The organism is Sporomusaceae bacterium (assembly GCA_031460455.1).
Taxonomy (GTDB): domain Bacteria; phylum Bacillota; class Negativicutes; order Sporomusales; family UBA7701; genus Anaeroselena.
On sequence record JAVKTQ010000001.1, the window covers coordinates 185,712 to 202,413 of the forward strand.

Annotated in this window: 17 protein-coding genes and 1 tRNA gene; all 18 read left to right on the plus strand. The window is 61.0% G+C overall.

The features are described 5' to 3' along the window. Positions 1–33 precede the first annotated feature (33 nt). A complete protein-coding gene (locus RIN56_01025; protein ID MDR7865364.1) occupies positions 34–1,338 on the plus strand; it encodes a DUF512 domain-containing protein in 1,305 nt (434 codons plus the stop codon). 1 nt (position 1,339) lies between these two features. Continuing rightward, positions 1,340–1,864, plus strand: a complete 525-nt coding sequence (gene cobO, locus RIN56_01030) for a cob(I)yrinic acid a,c-diamide adenosyltransferase (protein MDR7865365.1) — start codon at positions 1,340–1,342, stop codon at positions 1,862–1,864. A gap of 23 nt (positions 1,865–1,887) precedes the next feature. Next, positions 1,888–3,216, plus strand: a complete 1,329-nt coding sequence (gene der, locus RIN56_01035) for a ribosome biogenesis GTPase Der (protein MDR7865366.1) — start codon at positions 1,888–1,890, stop codon at positions 3,214–3,216. A gap of 171 nt (positions 3,217–3,387) precedes the next feature. Next, positions 3,388–4,011: a glycerol-3-phosphate 1-O-acyltransferase PlsY gene (plsY, locus tag RIN56_01040; protein ID MDR7865367.1), complete on the plus strand. Its 624-nt coding sequence runs from the start codon at positions 3,388–3,390 to the stop codon at positions 4,009–4,011. Further along, positions 4,008–5,030 carry an NAD(P)H-dependent glycerol-3-phosphate dehydrogenase gene (locus RIN56_01045; GenBank protein MDR7865368.1) on the plus strand — a complete coding sequence of 341 codons (1,023 nt, stop codon included), beginning with the start codon at positions 4,008–4,010 and terminating at the stop codon, positions 5,028–5,030. The genes plsY and RIN56_01045 overlap by 4 nt, the downstream gene beginning before the upstream one ends. A 378-nt stretch (positions 5,031–5,408) precedes the next feature. Further along, complete coding sequence (spoIVA, locus tag RIN56_01050) at positions 5,409–6,887, plus strand: stage IV sporulation protein A (protein MDR7865369.1); 1,479 nt, start codon at positions 5,409–5,411, stop codon at positions 6,885–6,887. Positions 6,888–7,051: 164 nt separating this feature from the next. Then, on the plus strand, positions 7,052–7,498 hold the full coding sequence (locus RIN56_01055; GenBank protein ID MDR7865370.1) for an ACT domain-containing protein: 447 nt from the start codon (positions 7,052–7,054) through the stop codon (positions 7,496–7,498). A gap of 18 nt (positions 7,499–7,516) precedes the next feature. Then, positions 7,517–8,815 (plus strand): homoserine dehydrogenase, encoded by a 1,299-nt coding sequence (locus tag RIN56_01060; GenBank protein MDR7865371.1) that lies wholly within the window; start codon positions 7,517–7,519, stop codon positions 8,813–8,815. 23 nt (positions 8,816–8,838) lie between these two features. Then, complete coding sequence (thrB, locus tag RIN56_01065; GenBank protein MDR7865372.1) at positions 8,839–9,756, plus strand: homoserine kinase; 918 nt, start codon at positions 8,839–8,841, stop codon at positions 9,754–9,756. Between the two features lie 37 nt (positions 9,757–9,793). Continuing rightward, a tRNA-Pro gene (locus RIN56_01070) sits at positions 9,794–9,870 on the plus strand. Positions 9,871–10,132: 262 nt separating this feature from the next. Next, positions 10,133–10,297 (plus strand): hypothetical protein, encoded by a 165-nt coding sequence (locus tag RIN56_01075; GenBank protein ID MDR7865373.1) that lies wholly within the window; start codon positions 10,133–10,135, stop codon positions 10,295–10,297. 89 nt (positions 10,298–10,386) lie between these two features. Next, positions 10,387–11,640 carry an aminotransferase class III-fold pyridoxal phosphate-dependent enzyme gene (locus RIN56_01080; GenBank protein ID MDR7865374.1) on the plus strand — a complete coding sequence of 418 codons (1,254 nt, stop codon included), beginning with the start codon at positions 10,387–10,389 and terminating at the stop codon, positions 11,638–11,640. Between the two features lie 13 nt (positions 11,641–11,653). Continuing rightward, complete coding sequence (locus tag RIN56_01085) at positions 11,654–12,094, plus strand: aromatase/cyclase (GenBank protein MDR7865375.1); 441 nt, start codon at positions 11,654–11,656, stop codon at positions 12,092–12,094. A gap of 146 nt (positions 12,095–12,240) precedes the next feature. Beyond that, positions 12,241–13,110: a zinc metalloprotease HtpX gene (htpX, locus tag RIN56_01090; GenBank protein MDR7865376.1), complete on the plus strand. Its 870-nt coding sequence runs from the start codon at positions 12,241–12,243 to the stop codon at positions 13,108–13,110. A gap of 369 nt (positions 13,111–13,479) precedes the next feature. Beyond that, positions 13,480–14,238, plus strand: a complete 759-nt coding sequence (locus RIN56_01095; protein MDR7865377.1) for a fumarylacetoacetate hydrolase family protein — start codon at positions 13,480–13,482, stop codon at positions 14,236–14,238. A 126-nt stretch (positions 14,239–14,364) separates the two neighbouring features. Beyond that, positions 14,365–14,748, plus strand: a complete 384-nt coding sequence (gene speD, locus RIN56_01100; GenBank protein ID MDR7865378.1) for an adenosylmethionine decarboxylase — start codon at positions 14,365–14,367, stop codon at positions 14,746–14,748. A gap of 344 nt (positions 14,749–15,092) precedes the next feature. After that, positions 15,093–16,166 carry a M42 family metallopeptidase gene (locus RIN56_01105; protein ID MDR7865379.1) on the plus strand — a complete coding sequence of 358 codons (1,074 nt, stop codon included), beginning with the start codon at positions 15,093–15,095 and terminating at the stop codon, positions 16,164–16,166. Then, positions 16,163–16,687: a gamma carbonic anhydrase family protein gene (locus tag RIN56_01110; GenBank protein ID MDR7865380.1), complete on the plus strand. Its 525-nt coding sequence runs from the start codon at positions 16,163–16,165 to the stop codon at positions 16,685–16,687. Before RIN56_01105 ends, RIN56_01110 begins: the two co-directional genes overlap by 4 nt. Positions 16,688–16,702: the final 15 nt, after the last annotated feature.

Here is a 16,702-nt window from a genome sequence, read left to right on the forward strand (position 1 = left end):
ACGAGCCGCCCCTACCAGAGGTGAGAAAAAACTTTGACCAAAGGAACCATCAGCCGGGTTACCGACGGCAGCATCGCCGCCGAACTGGGGCTTCTCCCCGGCGACGCCCTGTTAGCCGTCAACGATAAACCCGTCAGCGACATAATCGACCTCAGCTTCGCGCTGGCCGACGAATACGTAGAGCTCCTCGTGAAGCGGCAGAGCGGCGAAGAGGAGCTTTTCGCCGTCGAAAAGGACTACGACCAGGACCTCGGGCTGGAATTCGACAGCGCCGTCTTCGACCGTGTCCGCCCCTGCGCCAACAAATGCGTCTTTTGCTTTGTCGACCAAATGCCCCCCGGCATGCGGGAAAGCCTCTACATCAAAGACGACGACTACCGGCTCTCCTTCCTCTACGGCAACTTCATCACCCTCACAAACCTCGCCCCGCGCGACCTCGCCCGCATCCGTCGCCTCCACCTGTCGCCCCTCTACGTCTCCGTCCACGCCACCGACGGCGAAATCCGCGCCATGCTGCTCGGCAACAAGCGCGCCCAAGACATATTGGGCCGCCTCAAAGACCTCACGGCCGCCGGCATCGAGCTTCACACCCAGGTCGTGCTCTGCCCCGGCCTCAATGACGGCCCTGTCCTAGAGCGCACCATCGCCGACCTCTACGCCCTCGCCCCCAGCGTCCTCTCCCTCGCCATCGTGCCCGTCGGCCTAACCCGCCACCGGGAAAAATGTCAGCCCCTGCGCGGCTTCACCCCCGCAGAAGCCACCGGCGTCATCGCTGCCGTCGCCGCCTGGCAGCGCCGCTGCCGGGCCGAAACAGGCGCCTCCTTCGTCTACCTCGCCGACGAATTCTACCTCGCCTGCGGCCAGCCCATCCCCGAATACGACCACTACGACGGCTTCCCCCAGCTCGAGAACGGCGTCGGCATCGTCCGCTCCTTCCTCGCCGAATGGGATGAGACCGCTGTTACAAGTGAAGGCTACTCCGTTCCACGGCACATCGACGTCGTCTGCGGCGTATCGGCCGCCGCCGTCCTTGCCCCCTTGGCGGCGGGCCTTTCCCTGCCCAACCTCACCGTCAACATCCTCCCTGTCGTCAACGCCTTCTTCGGCCCTGCCGTCACCGTCACCGGCCTCCTCACCGGCGCCGACATCATCGCCGCCCTCAAAGCCGCCGACCGGCCGCAAGGCGGCGTCATCATCCCCGGCGTCGCTCTCAGGAAAGGCGAAAACATCTTCCTCGACGGCCTCACCCCTGAAGACATCGCGCGGGCCAGCGGCCGCCCCGTGCGCATCGCCCACTTCGCCGCCGATCTCAAACAGCAGCTTGCTGCCTGGAGGTAACATGAAAGACCTCGGCCTCATCCAAGTGTATACCGGCAACGGCAAAGGAAAAACTACAGCTAGCCTCGGCCTGGCCTTCCGGGCCTCGGGCCACGGCTTTAAAGTCTGCATGCTCCAGTTCATGAAAGACTGCGCCGAATACGGCGAAGCCAAAGCCGCCTGTCTGCTGCCCGGCTTCGTCCTCCTCCAGGTCGGTCGCAACGACTTCGTCGACCTCGCCAACCCCGACCCCATCGACATAGAGCTTGCCCAAAAAGGCTGGGAGCGGGCCAAAGCCGTCATCGACTCCGGCGACTACGACATCGTCATCCTCGACGAAATAAACGTCGCCATGGCCTGCGGCCTCCTCGCCGCCGACGACGTTGCAGCCTTCCTCACCGCCGCCCGGCGCAGCGTCGAAATCATCCTCACCGGCCGCTACGCGCCGCCGGAAATAATCGCCGTCGCCCACCTCGTCACCGACATGCAGGAAGTGAAACACCCCTACCATAGCGGCGTCAAGGCCCGCCAGGGCATAGACTACTGAAGCAACGCGAAAAGGTGATGACAATGAGCAAACCGATCGTAGCCATAGTCGGCCGGCCCAATGTCGGCAAATCCACCCTCTTCAACCGCATCGCCCAGAAGCGCGTCTCCATCGTCGAAGACATCCCCGGCGTCACCAGGGATCGCATCTACATGGACGCCGAATGGCTCGGCCACGAATTCACCATGATCGACACCGGCGGCATCGAAATCGAATCCGCCGATAAAATCCTCACCTCCATGCGTCACCAGGCCAAGCTCGCCATCGAAGAATCCGACGCCGTCCTCTTCGTCGTCGACGCCAAGGCCGGGCTGACCGCGGCCGACGAAGAAGTCGGCCTCATCCTCAAGAGCGCCCACAAACCCGTCCTGCTCGCCGTCAACAAAGTCGACAGCGCTAAAGACGAAGCCGAAATATACGAATTCTACAACCTCGGTCTCGGCGAGCCCTATCCCATCTCGGCCGCCAACGCCCTCGGCCTCGGCGACCTCCTCGACCAGGTCATCGCCGTCCTGCCGCGGGAAACCGCCGTCGTCGACGAAACCGACACCATCAGGGTCGCCTTCATCGGCCGCCCCAACGTCGGCAAATCCTCCCTCGTCAACGCCCTGCTCGGCGAAGAACGGGTCATCGTCAGCGACATCCCCGGCACCACCCGCGACGCCATCGACACTCACTACTCCAAAGACGGCACCGACTTCATCCTCATCGACACCGCCGGCATGCGGCGCAAAGCCAAGATCGACCAGCCCGTCGAACGCTACAGCGTCATCCGCTCCCTCCGGGCCGTCGACCGGGCCGACGTCGTTCTCATGCTCATCGACGCCGTCGACGGCGTTACCGAACAGGACAAGAAAATCGCCGGCTACGCCCACGATGCCGGCCGCGCCGGTATCATCGTCGTCAACAAATGGGACCTCGTCGAAAAAGACAGCAAAACCACCCTCCGCTACACCGAAACCATCCGCAGCGAACTGGGCTTCATGCAGTACGCTCCCGTCCTCTTCGTATCCGCCCTCACCAAACAGCGCGTCCAGCGGGTCAGCGAACTGGTCAAATTCGTCGCCGACCAGCACGCCATGCGCGTCGCCACCAGCGTACTCAACCAGGTCGTCGAAGACGCCGTCGCCATCAACCCCCCGCCGTCCGAGCGGGGCCGCAAACTAAAAATCTACTACACCACCCAGCCGGGCGTCAAACCGCCCACCTTCGTCTTCTTCGTCAACGACGCCGAAATCATGCACTTCTCCTACCTCCGCTACCTCGAAAACAAACTGCGGGAAGCCTTCGGCTTTGAAGGCACGCCGCTGAAGCTTGTCGTGCGAGGCCGCAAAGACAAAGAAGAAGAGTAGCGGCCGTTGATAAGCGCCCATCTGCGGCGTTAGGTCTGCGGGCGCTTGCTAGCGTACAACCGAGTACGCGTCGCTGTGCGTCCTCGACCTGCCTTGCATCTGGGCACTTCTGAACGGCCTGAGCCAAAACTATTTGTAAGTTTTGCAAGCTTTATTTTGTGGGGTGAGAAAATGGACTACTTTATCATAATAGCCCTCAGCTACGTCATTGGCTCCATCCCCAACGGCCTTATCGTCGGCAAAACGTTCAAGGGCGTCGACATCCGCCAGTTCGGCAGCAAAAACATCGGCGCCACCAACGTCTACAGGGTGCTCGGACCATGGCCGGCCTTCTGGGTCCTCATCACCGACATCGCCAAAGGCGTCGCCGGCGTCTACATCGGCAAAGCCGTCCTCGGCACCCCGCCAGCGGCCCTTCTTGGCGGCATCGCCGCCATCGCCGGCCACAACTGGTCGCTCTTCCTCGGCTTCAAAGGCGGGCGCGGCGTCGCCACCGCCCTCGGCGTCATCGCCGTCCTCATGCCCAAAGTCACCGCCATCGTCTTCGTCGTCTGGGCGGTCATCGTCTTCCTCACCCGCTATGTCTCCCTCGGCTCGATCGTCGCCGCCGCCATCGCCCCGCCCCTCATCTGGTTCTTCGGCGAGCGGACGGAATACCTCTACTTCGGCCTCGTCGCCGCCGCCTTCGTCATCGTTCGCCACCGCCCCAACATCGAGCGCCTCCTCAAGGGCCAGGAGCTCAAGATCAAAGCCGGCAGCTCGGCGCCGGAAAAGAAGGACAGCGACAAACCATGAAAATAGCCGTAATCGGCGCCGGCGGCTGGGGCACCGCCCTCGCCGCCGTCCTCGGCGAAAACAACCACCAGGTAGCGCTCTGGGCCCGCAGCCAGGAGGCCGCCGCCGAACTCGCCGCCACCCGGCGCAACCCGCGCTACCTCCCCGACGCCGTCCTCCCGGCCGGCGTCGCCTGCACCGCCGACCTGGCCGCCGCCGCAGCAGGCGCGGCCATCGTCATCCTCGCCACTCCGTCCCACGCCGTCCGGGGCGCAGCCGCCGCTCTCGCGCCGCAGCTCGCCGCCGGCGCCATCGTCGTCAGCGCCGCCAAAGGGCTCGAAGTCGGCACCCTGAAACGCATGACCGAAGTCATCGCCGAAGAGATACCCGCAGCGGCCACGCGCCTTGTCGCCCTCTCCGGCCCCAACCACGCCGAAGAAGTAGCCCTCCGCCATCCCACCGCCACCGTCGCCGCCTCGCTCTCCCGCCCGGCCGCCGAGGCCGTCCAGGAAGCTCTCATGGCGCCCTACTTCCGCGTCTACACCAACCCCGATATCATCGGCGTCGAGCTCGGCGGCGCCCTCAAAAACATCATCGCCCTCGGCGCCGGCATCGGCGACGGTCTGGGTTTCGGCGACAACGCCAAAGCCGCTCTCATGACCCGCGGCCTTGCCGAAATAACCCGCCTCGGCGTCGCCATGGGCGCCCGGCCGCTCACCTTCGCCGGCTTGGCAGGCATCGGCGACCTCATCGTAACCTGCACCAGCCGCCACAGCCGCAACCGCCGCGCCGGCCTCGCCCTCTCCGCCGGCAAAACGGTGGGGGAGATAGAAGGGGAGAGCGGCATGGTCGTCGAAGGCATCCGTTCCGCCCTTGCCGCCCATCAACTCGCCGGTCACCTGGGGGTCGATATGCCCATCACCGCCGAGATCCACCGCGTCCTTTACGAGGGAGCCGACCCGCGCCAAGCGGTTGCGCGGCTGATGGGGAGGGGGAAAACCCATGAACTCGAAGAAGTCGCCCCCAGTTGGGACGCTTAGACTTTTGCAGACATTGATAAGCCCCCATCTGCGGCGTTGCTCCTCAGAACGCTTGCTTGCGTACATTCCGAGTACGCGGCGCGGCGCGCTCTTCCGGTGCGCCTTGCATCTGGGGGCTTCTGAACGTCTGCTCGCCGGTTAAAGAAAAAAAAGTATAAATAGGACGAGAAGAGTATGGTAGTTACCATACTCTTTTTTGTGTTTCGTCATATTCTTATTGGCATGTCATATATTTGTAATGATTAATCGGGCAATTCCCAGTAAGGACCTGAAGCTTCTGCGGCCCGTCGCGGAAGACGTTTTTCGGGGAGGGGTGACAGGCCAACGGAGCAAACTGTGCTCATACATACGAACATAGGGGGAGGGAAACGAAGACAAATGGAAAAGTTTGACCTGTTCCGGGACATTGCCGAGCGGACCGGCGGCGATATATACGTCGGGGTCGTCGGCCCCGTGCGCACCGGCAAATCCACCTTCATCAAGCGGTTCATGGAGACGATGGTGTTGCCGAACATCACCGATCCTTACGACAAAGAGCGGGCCAAGGACGAACTGCCCCAGTCCGCCGCCGGCAAAACAATCATGACCACCGAGCCCAAGTTCATCCCCAACGAAGCGGTCGAAATCGTCGTCAAAGAAAACGTCAAAGTCCGCGTCAGGGTCGTAGACTGCGTCGGCTACACCGTCGACGGCGCCCTCGGCTACGAGGAAGAGGACGGCCCCCGCATGGTCCTCACCCCCTGGGACGACCAGGAGATACCCTTCCAGCAAGCCGCTGAGATCGGCACCCGCAAAGTGATCGCCGACCATTCCACCATCGGCCTCGTCGTCACCACCGACGGCACCGTCACCGACTTGCCGCGCGAAAATTACATCGCCGCCGAGGAGCGGGTCATCGCCGAACTAAAAGAACTGCAGAAACCGTTCCTCATCATCCTCAACACCGGTCAGCCGACCGCCAAAGAAACCAGGGAGCTCGTCGCCAAGCTCGAAAACAAATACGACGTCCCCGTCATCCCCGCCGACTGCCTCCAGCTCACCACCGACGACGTATACGCCATCCTCCAGGAAGTCCTGTACGAATTCCCCGTCAAGGAAGTCAACATCACCCTGCCGCGCTGGGTCGAAGAACTCGAAGCCGACCACTGGCTGCGGCAGAAGTTCGACGGCGCCGTCCACGACATCGTCCAGTACGTGCGCCGCCTGCGCGACATCGACCGGGCCATCGACGACCTCTCTGGCTACGACTTTGTCGCCGACGTCATCCTCCACGACATGGACCTCGGCAGCGGCATAGCCGTCATCGAGATGACCGCCCGCAGCGAACTCTTCTACCAAGTCCTCGAAGAACTCACCGGCTTCACCGTCAGCGGCGAGCACCACGTCCTCCGTCTCATGCGCGATCTGGCCGTCGCCAAGCGCGAGCACGACAAAATCGCTTCCGCCCTGGAGCAGGTCCGTCAGACCGGCTACGGCATCGTTCCGCCCCAGGTCGACGAGATGGTCCTCGAAGAGCCCGAAATCATCCGCACCGGCAACCGTTTCGGCGTGCGCCTCAAGGCATCCGCGCCCTCGCTCCACATCATCAGGACCGACGTCCAGGCCGAAATCTCGCCCATCATCGGCACCGAAAAACAGAGTGAAGAACTCATCCACTACCTGCTGCGCGAATTCGAAGGCGAACCGGAAAAACTGTGGCGCACCAACCTGTTCGGCAAATCCCTCAACTCCCTCGTGCGCGAAGGCATCCAGAACAAGCTCAACACAATGCCCGAAAACGCCCAGATCAAACTGCGCGAAACGCTCCAGAAAGTGGTCAACGAAGGCAGCGGCGGCTTGATCTGCATAATCTTTTGAGCATAACGGGTCAATTACTTGTCAGACCCGCGATTTATCGGCGGCCGTCAACGGCCGGCCTTTTTTTTGCCCTTTATCCCCTTGTCTTGGTAGTAACCTAATGTTATAATGTCTACGATACGGGGATAATTATCCTTTTGTGCAATACTAAAGGAGGGAAAAAAATGTCCGGCCTTAAGTCGACATTTTACTTGGTGCGGGAAGAAATCCTGCCCGAAGCGATCAAGAAGACCATCAAAGTCAAAGAGCTCTTAAAACGCGGCGAAGCCCGCACTATCAACGAAGCTGTGGAAAAGACGGAGCTCAGCCGCAGCGCTTATTATAAATACAAAGACTACGTCTTCCCCTTTTACGAAGCCAGCAAGGAAAAAATCGTCACCCTTGCTCTGCTTTTAGAACACAAACCCGGCGTCCTGTCCCGCGTCCTCAACACCATTGCCAACGAACGGGGCAGCGTCCTTACAATCAACCAGGGCATCCCCCTCCAGGGCGTAGCCAACGCCACCATCTCCATCGAAACCGTCGAACTGGCCATCGACCTTGAGGCCCTCCTCGACAAACTCAGGATGGTAGACGGCGTCAAGCGCCTGGAAGTGCTGGGACAAGCTTAACAATAGGAGATGACCTCAATGAATGCCAATTCGCACAAGGATACGATCAATGTAGGCATGCTCGGACTAGGCACCGTCGGCACCGGCGTAGCCAAGATCCTCGACGCCAACGCCCACAACATCGCCCAGAAAGTCGGTTCGCCCGTCGTCCTCAAAAAAGTTCTCGTCCGCGACGCTGCCAAACCTCGGCAGATCAAACTTGCCGGCCTCACCACCGACCCGGCCGCCGTCATTGACGACCCCGACATCGACATCGTCGTCGAAGTCATGGGTGGCGAGGAACCGGCCAAGGATTACATTATCCGCGCCCTCCGGGCCGGCAAACACGTCGTCACCGCCAACAAAGACGTAGTGGCCAGACACGGCCGCGACCTCTTCGCCGCAGCCGAGGAAAACAACGTCGACCTGCTCTTCGAAGCCAGCGTCGGCGGCGGCATCCCCATCATCCGGCCGCTCAAGCAGTGCCTGGCTGGCAACCGCATCAGGCAGGTCATGGGCATCGTTAACGGCACCACCAACTACATGCTCACAAAAATGACCGTCGACAAGAGCGACTATAACGCCGTCCTCGCCGAAGCCCAGCAAAAAGGCTACGCCGAGGCCGACCCCACCGCCGACGTCGGCGGCTTCGACGCCGCCCGCAAAATCGCCATCCTCGCCTCCATCGCCTTCGGCACCCGCGTCACCTTGGACGATGTCTACGTTGAAGGCATCACCGGCATCACCCCCCAGGACATCGAATACGCCGGCGAATTCGGCTATGTAATCAAGCTGCTGGCCATCGCCGGCGAAACCGAATGCGGCGTCGACGTCCGCGTCCACCCCGCCTTCATCGCCAAAACCCACCCGCTGGCCTCTGTCAACGACGTCTTCAACGCCATCTTCGTCAAAGGCGACGCCGTCGGCGAAACCATGTTCTATGGCCGGGGAGCGGGGGAGATGCCCACCGCCAGCGCCGTCGTCGCCGACATAATCGACGTCGCCCGCGACATCAAGCATGGTGTCGCCAGCCGCGTCCTCTGCACCTGTTTCGACAGCAAACCCATCTGTCCCATCGCCCAGACCGAAGCGCCCTACTACATCCGCCTGCTCGTCGAGGACAAACCCGGCGTACTTGCGGCTATCGCCGGCGCCTTCGGCTGCCAGCACGTCAGCCTCAACTCCGTAGTTCAGAAACGCAAGGTGGGAGACTGGGCGGAAATCGTCCTCATCACCTATCGCGTATCCGACGCCAACATGCGCCTCGCCCTCAGCACCCTCGGCGGCATGCCGGTCGTCAACAAAATCAGCAGCGTCATCAGAGTGGTCGAGGAATAACGGCCACCCCTCATGGAGGATATATGGAATCGACAATCACGGTACGCGTGCCGGGAACGACAGCCAACTGCGGTCCCGGCTTTGATACGGTAGGCATCGCCTGCACCATCTACAACGACATGACCCTCACCCTCAGCGAACAGCCGGGCTTTACCCTCGCCGTCACCGGCGAAGGCGCCGGCGCCATCCCAGCCAACGAGCGCAACATCGCCTACATGGCCGTCAGCGCCGTTCTGAAGAAAGTCGGCGTCACCAGCCCGGGTATAAGCATAACAATGCACAACAACATCCCGCTGGCCCGTGGCCTCGGTTCGAGCGCCGCCGCCATCGTCGGCGGCCTGGTCGCCGCCAACGCCGCCACCGGCGGCAAACTCGGCAACGACGAACTGCTAGCCATGGCCACCGTACTCGAAGGCCACCCCGACAACGTCGCCCCGGCCATCTTAGGCGGCATCACCGTCAGCTTCACCGCCGGCGGCGTCCCGCAAACCCTCCGTTTCAACCCGCCCGAGCCGCTCAGGCTCGTCGTCGCCGTACCCGATTTCGGCCTCTCCACTAAAGCGGCCCGCCAGGTCTTGCCGAAAGCCGTCCCCTACGCCGACGCCGTCTTCAACGTCAGCCGCGCCGCTCTCCTTATCGGCGCCCTCTGCCAGGGCAAACTCGACTTCCTGCGCAGCGCCCTGGAAGACCGTCTGCACCAGCCCTACCGCGCCAAACTCATCCCCGGCATGGACGAAGTCCTCGCCGCCGCTGTCGAAAACGGCGCCCTCGGCGCAGCCCTCAGCGGCGCCGGCCCCTGCCTTATCGCTTTTGCCCGCCGCGAAGCCGCCGGCGCCATCGGCGGCGCCATGGTCGCCGCCTTTGCCCGCCACGGCGTGAAAGCCAAATCCCTCGACTTAGACATCGACGGCGACGGCGCAAAGATAATTATGGTGCCTTGACAGCGCCCCGAAAAAAGGGTACAATAGGTTTTGTCGTCGGGGCGTAGCGCAGTTTGGTAGCGCGCTTGCTTGGGGTGCAAGAGGTCGTGGGTTCAAGTCCCGCCGCTCCGACCATTTATATCAACATCAACAGGCCTCGCCGTCAGCGGCGGGGCTTTTGCTTTCTCGGTGAAATAAAGTAATTAAGCATATAATTACAACTAGCCAAATCCGCACATACCGGCAGGCCGCACCCTTGCAGCGCTAATATCGACACTCTTATAGGCAGCCGATGAAAGCAGGGCAAGGCTCGGCGGGCAAAACGCCATGACTAGGCAGCCCATTGGGTGTCAATACTATCCATGCAATCAAATATATACCAAAAAGAGGTTCTGCCATGAGTGAGTACATCTACATAACCGCCGCCCTCCTTGCCGCCCTCCACGCCCTCACCTACGCCCGCTGGCTTAGAATGAACGGCAATAAAACAGGCGCCTTCGGCGTCCTTGTCATAATTCTCATATCGCTTATTCTCCCTGTTTATCGGCTGCTTTTGCAGTAGGCGAAATTTCTTTGCCCAGACTGAGGGGAAGAAGGGTTTACCCCCCGGATTATAGAAAATAATACCAGTAAATCGAGGAGGTGTAGACGGTGGATAAAGAAAAAATTATCGCCGAAACCATCGAAAAATACGAACAATTCATCAACCCGGCCGTCGCGCGGCTGTTCCGCTTCATGGGGCTCGCCACCGTCGAGTGGCAGGCCGAAGGCGACATCATCCGCGACCTGGACGGCAAGGAATACATCGACTGCCTGGGCGGCTACGGCGTATTCAGCCTTGGCCACCGGCACCCCAAAGTCGTCGCCGCCGTTAAAGAACAGCTCGACATGATGCCCCTCTCCAGCAAAGTGCTGTTTGACAAGCCGCTGGCCGACCTCAGCGCCGCCCTGGCGGCGATAACCCCCGGCGACCTCACCTACAGCTTCGTAGTCAACAGCGGCGCCGAGGCCGTCGAAGGCGCCCTAAAGCTCGCCCGCATCCATACCGGCCGGCCCAAGTTCGTCGCCACCGCCGGCGCCTTCCACGGCAAAACCCTCGGCGCCCTCACCGCCACCGGCCGCGAACTCTTCCGCTCGCCGTTTCAGCCGCTTATGAACGGCTTCAGCCACGTTCCCTTCGGCGACACCCTCGCCTTGGACGCGGCCGTCGACGACGAGACCGCCGCCGTAATCCTCGAACCCATCCAGGGCGAGGGCGGCATCATCGTACCCCCGGACGACTACCTGCCTGCCGCCAGGCGTATCTGCGACCGCCACGGCGCCCTCCTCATCTGCGACGAGGTCCAGACAGGCCTCGGCCGCACCGGCGCCATGTTCGCCGTCGACCACCACGGCGTCGTGCCCGACGTCATCACCACCGCCAAAGCCCTTGGCGGCGGCGTAATGCCCATCGGCGCCTTCACTGCCCGTCCGCACCTATGGGACAAATACATAACCGCCCCCTTTCTGCACACCACCACCTTCGGCGGCAACCCCCTGGCCTGCGCCGCCGCCCTTGCCGCCATCGCCGTCACAAAGGAAGAAGACCTGCCGGCGCGCGCCGCCGCAACCGGCGGCTACTTCCTCGCCGCCCTCCGCCGCCTGGCTGCCGCCTTTCCCGAAGTAATCCGCGAAGTCCGCGGACGCGGCCTCATGATCGGCCTCGAACTCACCAAAGAAGGCATCGGCGGCCTGCTCATGTCCGAATTGATAGGCCGCGGCATCCTCGTCGCCTACACCCTCAACAACCCCAAAGTCATCCGCATCGAGCCGCCGCTCGCCATCAGCCGACAACACGTCGACTATGTCCTGGACTCTTTCAAACAGGCGGTCGAAGCCGCCCAGGACATGATAGAGGATCTATAAAGGAGGCGCCCCCATGCCGTACGTTGAAGTATCTCTGCCCGTAAACGCCAGCCGCGAAGCCATTTATCCCATCCTCAAGGAAATGGAAAAATACCCCGACTTCATGGCCGACCTCGTCAGCGTCGAAGTCATCGAACGCGCCGCCAACACCACCGTCACCAAATGGGTCTCCAACGTCGACGGCCGCATCATCAAATGGACCGAACGCGACACCTTCGACGACGCCAACTGCCACATCGCCTACGAGCAAATCGCCGGCGACCTCAAAAAGTTCTCAGGCGAGTGGATCCTCACCCCTGTCGAGGGCGGCGCCACCGAAATAAAACTCACCGTCGACTTCGAATTCGGCATCCCGATGATTGCGGGCCTGCTAAACCCCATCCTGAAGAAGAAAGTGAAGACCAACAGCGAAAATATGCTCAAAGCGATAAAAGACCGTTTGGAACGGCCGTAATTGACTGTTGTTAATTATAAGCATTTTACTTATAATTAATATCAGCAAACAAATAGGAGGGATTTCCGCGGGTGGAATAAACGACAGTCACCAAGCTATATAATACTACTGACATATCGGCTCAAATAAACGGAGGTGGATTCTCCATGAATTCGCTAAAAACAACCTTATTGCTGGCTGCCCTCACCGGCTTGCTGCTGGCCATAGGATACTCCTTCGGAGGCACCAGGGGCATGACCATCATGTTCGTGGTCTCCATCCTCATGAACTTCGTCAGCTTCTGGTACAGCGACAAAATCGTTCTCAACATGTACGGCGCCAGAGAAGTCAACCCCCAGCAAGCCCCTGACCTCATCCGCATGGTCTCCGGTCTGGCCCAGAAAGCCAAACTGCCCATGCCCAAAGTCTACATCATCGACACCGACGTCCCCAACGCCTTCGCCACCGGCCGCGACCCCGAGCATGCCGCCGTCGCCGTGACCACCGGCATCATGCGGGCCCTTAACTACGAAGAACTCGAAGGCGTCGTCGCCCACGAACTCGCCCACGTCAAAAACCGCGACACCCTCATCAGCACCATCGTCGCCACCATCGCCGGCGTCATTACCATGATCGCCCAGATCGCCCAGTGGGCTGCCATCTTCGGCGGCCGCTCCGGCGACGACGAAGAAGGCGGCGGCCTCGGCGGCATACTGGAATTCGTATTCCTCGCCGTGCTCGCCCCCATCGCCGCCACCCTCATCCAGCTCGGCATCTCCCGCGTCCGCGAATTCAAAGCCGACGAAACCGGCGGCTCCGTCAGCGGCAACCCGCTGGCTCTCGCCAGCGCCCTGCAGAAAATCGAAAACTACGCCCAGCATCGCGTCATGAACGAAGCCACGCCCGCCACCTCGCACCTGTTCATCATCAACCCCTTCTCCGGCGTCGGCGGGTGGCTCACCGGCCTCTTCAGCACCCACCCCGCCACCGCCCAGCGGGTGGCGAAATTGCAGGAACAAGCCAAGCGCATGCGCTAAACAGCCCAAAGGCCCCGCGGCCAATACCGTCGCGGGGCCTTTTCTTTGCGGCCGTTCAGAAGCCCCCATCTGCGTCGCACCCGCAAGGGGTAGGCCGCCGTTCTAAGGCGCTGATGCGCCAAGAACGGCGCACTTGCTCCTCAAGTCGCTGGCTAGCGTACGTTCCGAGTACGCTTACGATGCTGTTAAACGTGCCTGTGCAAACCAATCTAACAAACTTGGTCGCAGAGGAAACGGTGCCGCGCCCTTCCGGTGCGCCTAGCATCTAGGGGCTTCTGAACGGCCTTGGCCTTTTCTTTTTTCCCCGGCAGGAATAAACCGGTCGGCAAGGAATCAATATATATCCACATGGAACAGGGAGGTAAAAAAATGAAATTCGTCAGATTTCAGCAAGGTGCGGCCATCCGTTACGGAGTGCTCGAAGGCGAAAACATCCGTATCGTCGAAGGCGACATCTTCGGCAAATGGGCCATAGGCAACCAAATCATCAACCCCGGCACCGTCAAACTGCTGGCGCCATGCGCGCCCTCCAAGGCCGTCTGCATCGGCCTCAACTACCACGGGCACGCCAAAGAAATGAATGCCGAACTGCCCGCCCAGCCGCTCATGTTCCTGAAGCCGTCCTCCGCGCTCACCCATCCTGGCGGCGCCGTGGAATACCCGGCCATCTCCCAGAACCTCCACTTCGAAGCCGAACTGGCCGTCGTCATCGGCAAAGAAGCGCGCAAAGTTCCCGCCGCCGCCGCCCGCGAATACATCCTCGGCTACACCTGCGCCAACGACGTCACCGCCCGTGACATCCAAAAAGGCGACGGCCAGTGGACGCGCGGCAAATCCTTCGACACGTTCCTGCCGCTCGGGCCTTGTATCGCCACCGACATCGACCCCGCCGCCACCGACATCAAGCTCTACCTCAACGGCGAAATCAAGCAAACATCGAACACCCGCGACCTCATCTTCAAAGTCGAGGAACTCGTCGCCTTCGCCAGCCAGGTTATGACCCTCTACCCCGGTGACGTCATCCTCACCGGCACTCCCTCCGGCGTCGGCCCCATGCAGGTCGGCGACACCGTCGTCGTCGAGCTTTCCGGCGTAGGCAGGCTCGAAAATACCATCGTCAAAGGCTGAAAAAGGTCGTAATCGACCGTCAACGCGCACAAACCGCCGGGAAAGCGATATATTATAAATATATATTGACTTTCCCGGCGAATTTGCTACAATTTATCTGGAAATTCGTTTAAGGTGAAGGAGGTATTGGATGAGTTGAACGCCTTAGGTCGGCACATCCTGGCGGAATTTTACGGCTGTGACGCCACCGCCCTCAACGACCCCGCAAAGGTGGAACGCGCCATGGTCGACGCCGCCCTCGAAGCCGGAGCAGAAGTACGCGAAGTAGCCTTTCACAAATTCAGTCCCCAAGGCGTTAGTGGAGTCGTCGTGATATCCGAATCTCATCTGGCAATCCACACCTGGCCCGAACTCGGCTACGCCGCCGTCGACGTATTCACCTGCGGCGACAGGGTCGATCCCTGGGAAGCCTGCCGCTACCTCGTCGATAGCCTCAAAGCGGCCGAAGTGGACGCCACAGAAGTCAAACGCGGCAAATTGACCGGACAGTTGGCGCAAAAAGTATCTTGAGGAGGGATTTTTATTTTACTCCTGGCAAGTAGTAGGAGATTGGCGGAAGACTGACATTCCTGTTGTACGAAGTGTACAGCAGGATATTTTTTTGTTGGGCTCAATTGAAAACTGTAAGAGTCGTTTCAAAAGCTCCAGATGCAAGGCGCACCGGAAGAGCGCGCCGCGACGCGTACTTGAGGCGTACGCTAGCAAGCGCTCTGAGGAGCAACGCAGCAGATGGATTTTTGAAATGGCGACACCGTTTTGACAAGAGTATATCCTCTCCATATAATGGTAGTGTGGGAATAGCACCCCCCACTTCGCAGCACACTACGCATAAAGATAGGAGGGGACATACATACATGGACAAAACACTCTCATGGCTCCAAGAAATCAGTGAAGTCGCCGGCCCGTCCGGCTACGAACAACGGGTCAAAGCCCTGTTGGCCGCGCGCCTCGCGGGAAAAGCCGAAGTATCCTACGACCGCATCGGCAGCATCATCTTCAAAAAACAAGGCACAGCCGAAGCGCCCCGCATCATGCTCGCCAGCCACATGGACGAAATCGGCTTCATGGTCAAACACATCACCAAAGACGGCTACCTCAAATTCACCACCCTCGGTGGCTGGTGGGAACAGGTCATGCTCGGCCAGCGGGTAACCGTCATGACCGCCAAAGGCGACCTCCACGGCGTCATCGGCAGCAAGCCGCCCCACATCCTCACCCCCGACGAGCGGAAAAAAGTCGTCCAGAAAAAAGAAATGTACATCGACATCGGCGCCGCCGACGAAAAAGACGCCAAAGAACGGTTCGGCGTCCGCCCCGGCGACGCTGTCGCCCCCTACAGCACCTTCACCCCCCTCGCCGACGAAAAATACCTCATGGCCAAAGCCTGGGACAACCGGATCGGCTGCGCCGTCATGACCGACGTCATCGAAGCCCTCCACAACGAAATCCACCCCAACACCGTCTACGGCGTCGGCACAGTCCAGGAAGAAGTCGGCCTGCGCGGCGCCAAAACAAGCGCCAGCGTCATCGACCCCCACTTCGCCTTCGCCGTCGACACCTGCGTAGCCGGCGACACCCCCGGCGTCAGCGACGACCAGGCCTCCAGCCGCCTCGGCAAAGGCGTCGCCATCTCCATCTACGACGCCAGCCTCATCCCGCTGCCCAAGCTTCGGGACTTCGCCGTCGCCATAGCCGAAGAAAACAACATCCCCTACCAGCTCGAATTCACCGAAGGCGGCGGCACCGACGCAGGGCGCATCCACATCCACGGCCAGGGCGTCCCCAGCCTCGTCCTCAGCCTGCCCACCCGCTACATCCACAGCCACAACAGCGTCATCCACCGCGACGACTACGACGCCGCCGTCCGGCTCGTCGTCGCCATCCTCAAAAAACTCGACATCGCCAAATACGAGGAACTGATAAAATGAGCGGCCTGCTGCCCTACAAAGGCGTCTGGCCGAAGCTTGACGGCGAAGTATTCGTCGCTCCCGGCGCTCAGGTCATCGGCAACGTCGCCATCGGCCAGGGCAGCGGCATCTGGTTCAACAGCGTCGTCCGCGGCGACGACGCCCCCATCGCCATCGGCCGCTACACCAACATCCAGGACGGCTCCGTCGTCCACGTCCAGGACGCCGCCCGCCCCACGCGCATCGGCGACTACGTCACCGTAGGCCACAACGTCATCCTCCACGGCTGCACCGTCGGCGACAACTGCCTCATCGGCATGGGCGCCATCATCCTCACCGGCGCCGTCATCGGCGACAACTGCATCATCGGCGCCGGCTCGCTCGTCACCGAAGGCAAAACAATCCCCGCCGGCTCGCTCGCCGTCGGCTCGCCCGCCCGCGTCATCCGCGCCGTCAGTGACCAGGACATCGCCACGATCCGCGAGTCCGCCCGCCACTACTGCGAAAAAGCAAAAGACTATACCACAATCAATACTAGATAAAAAGGGGAGAGGACC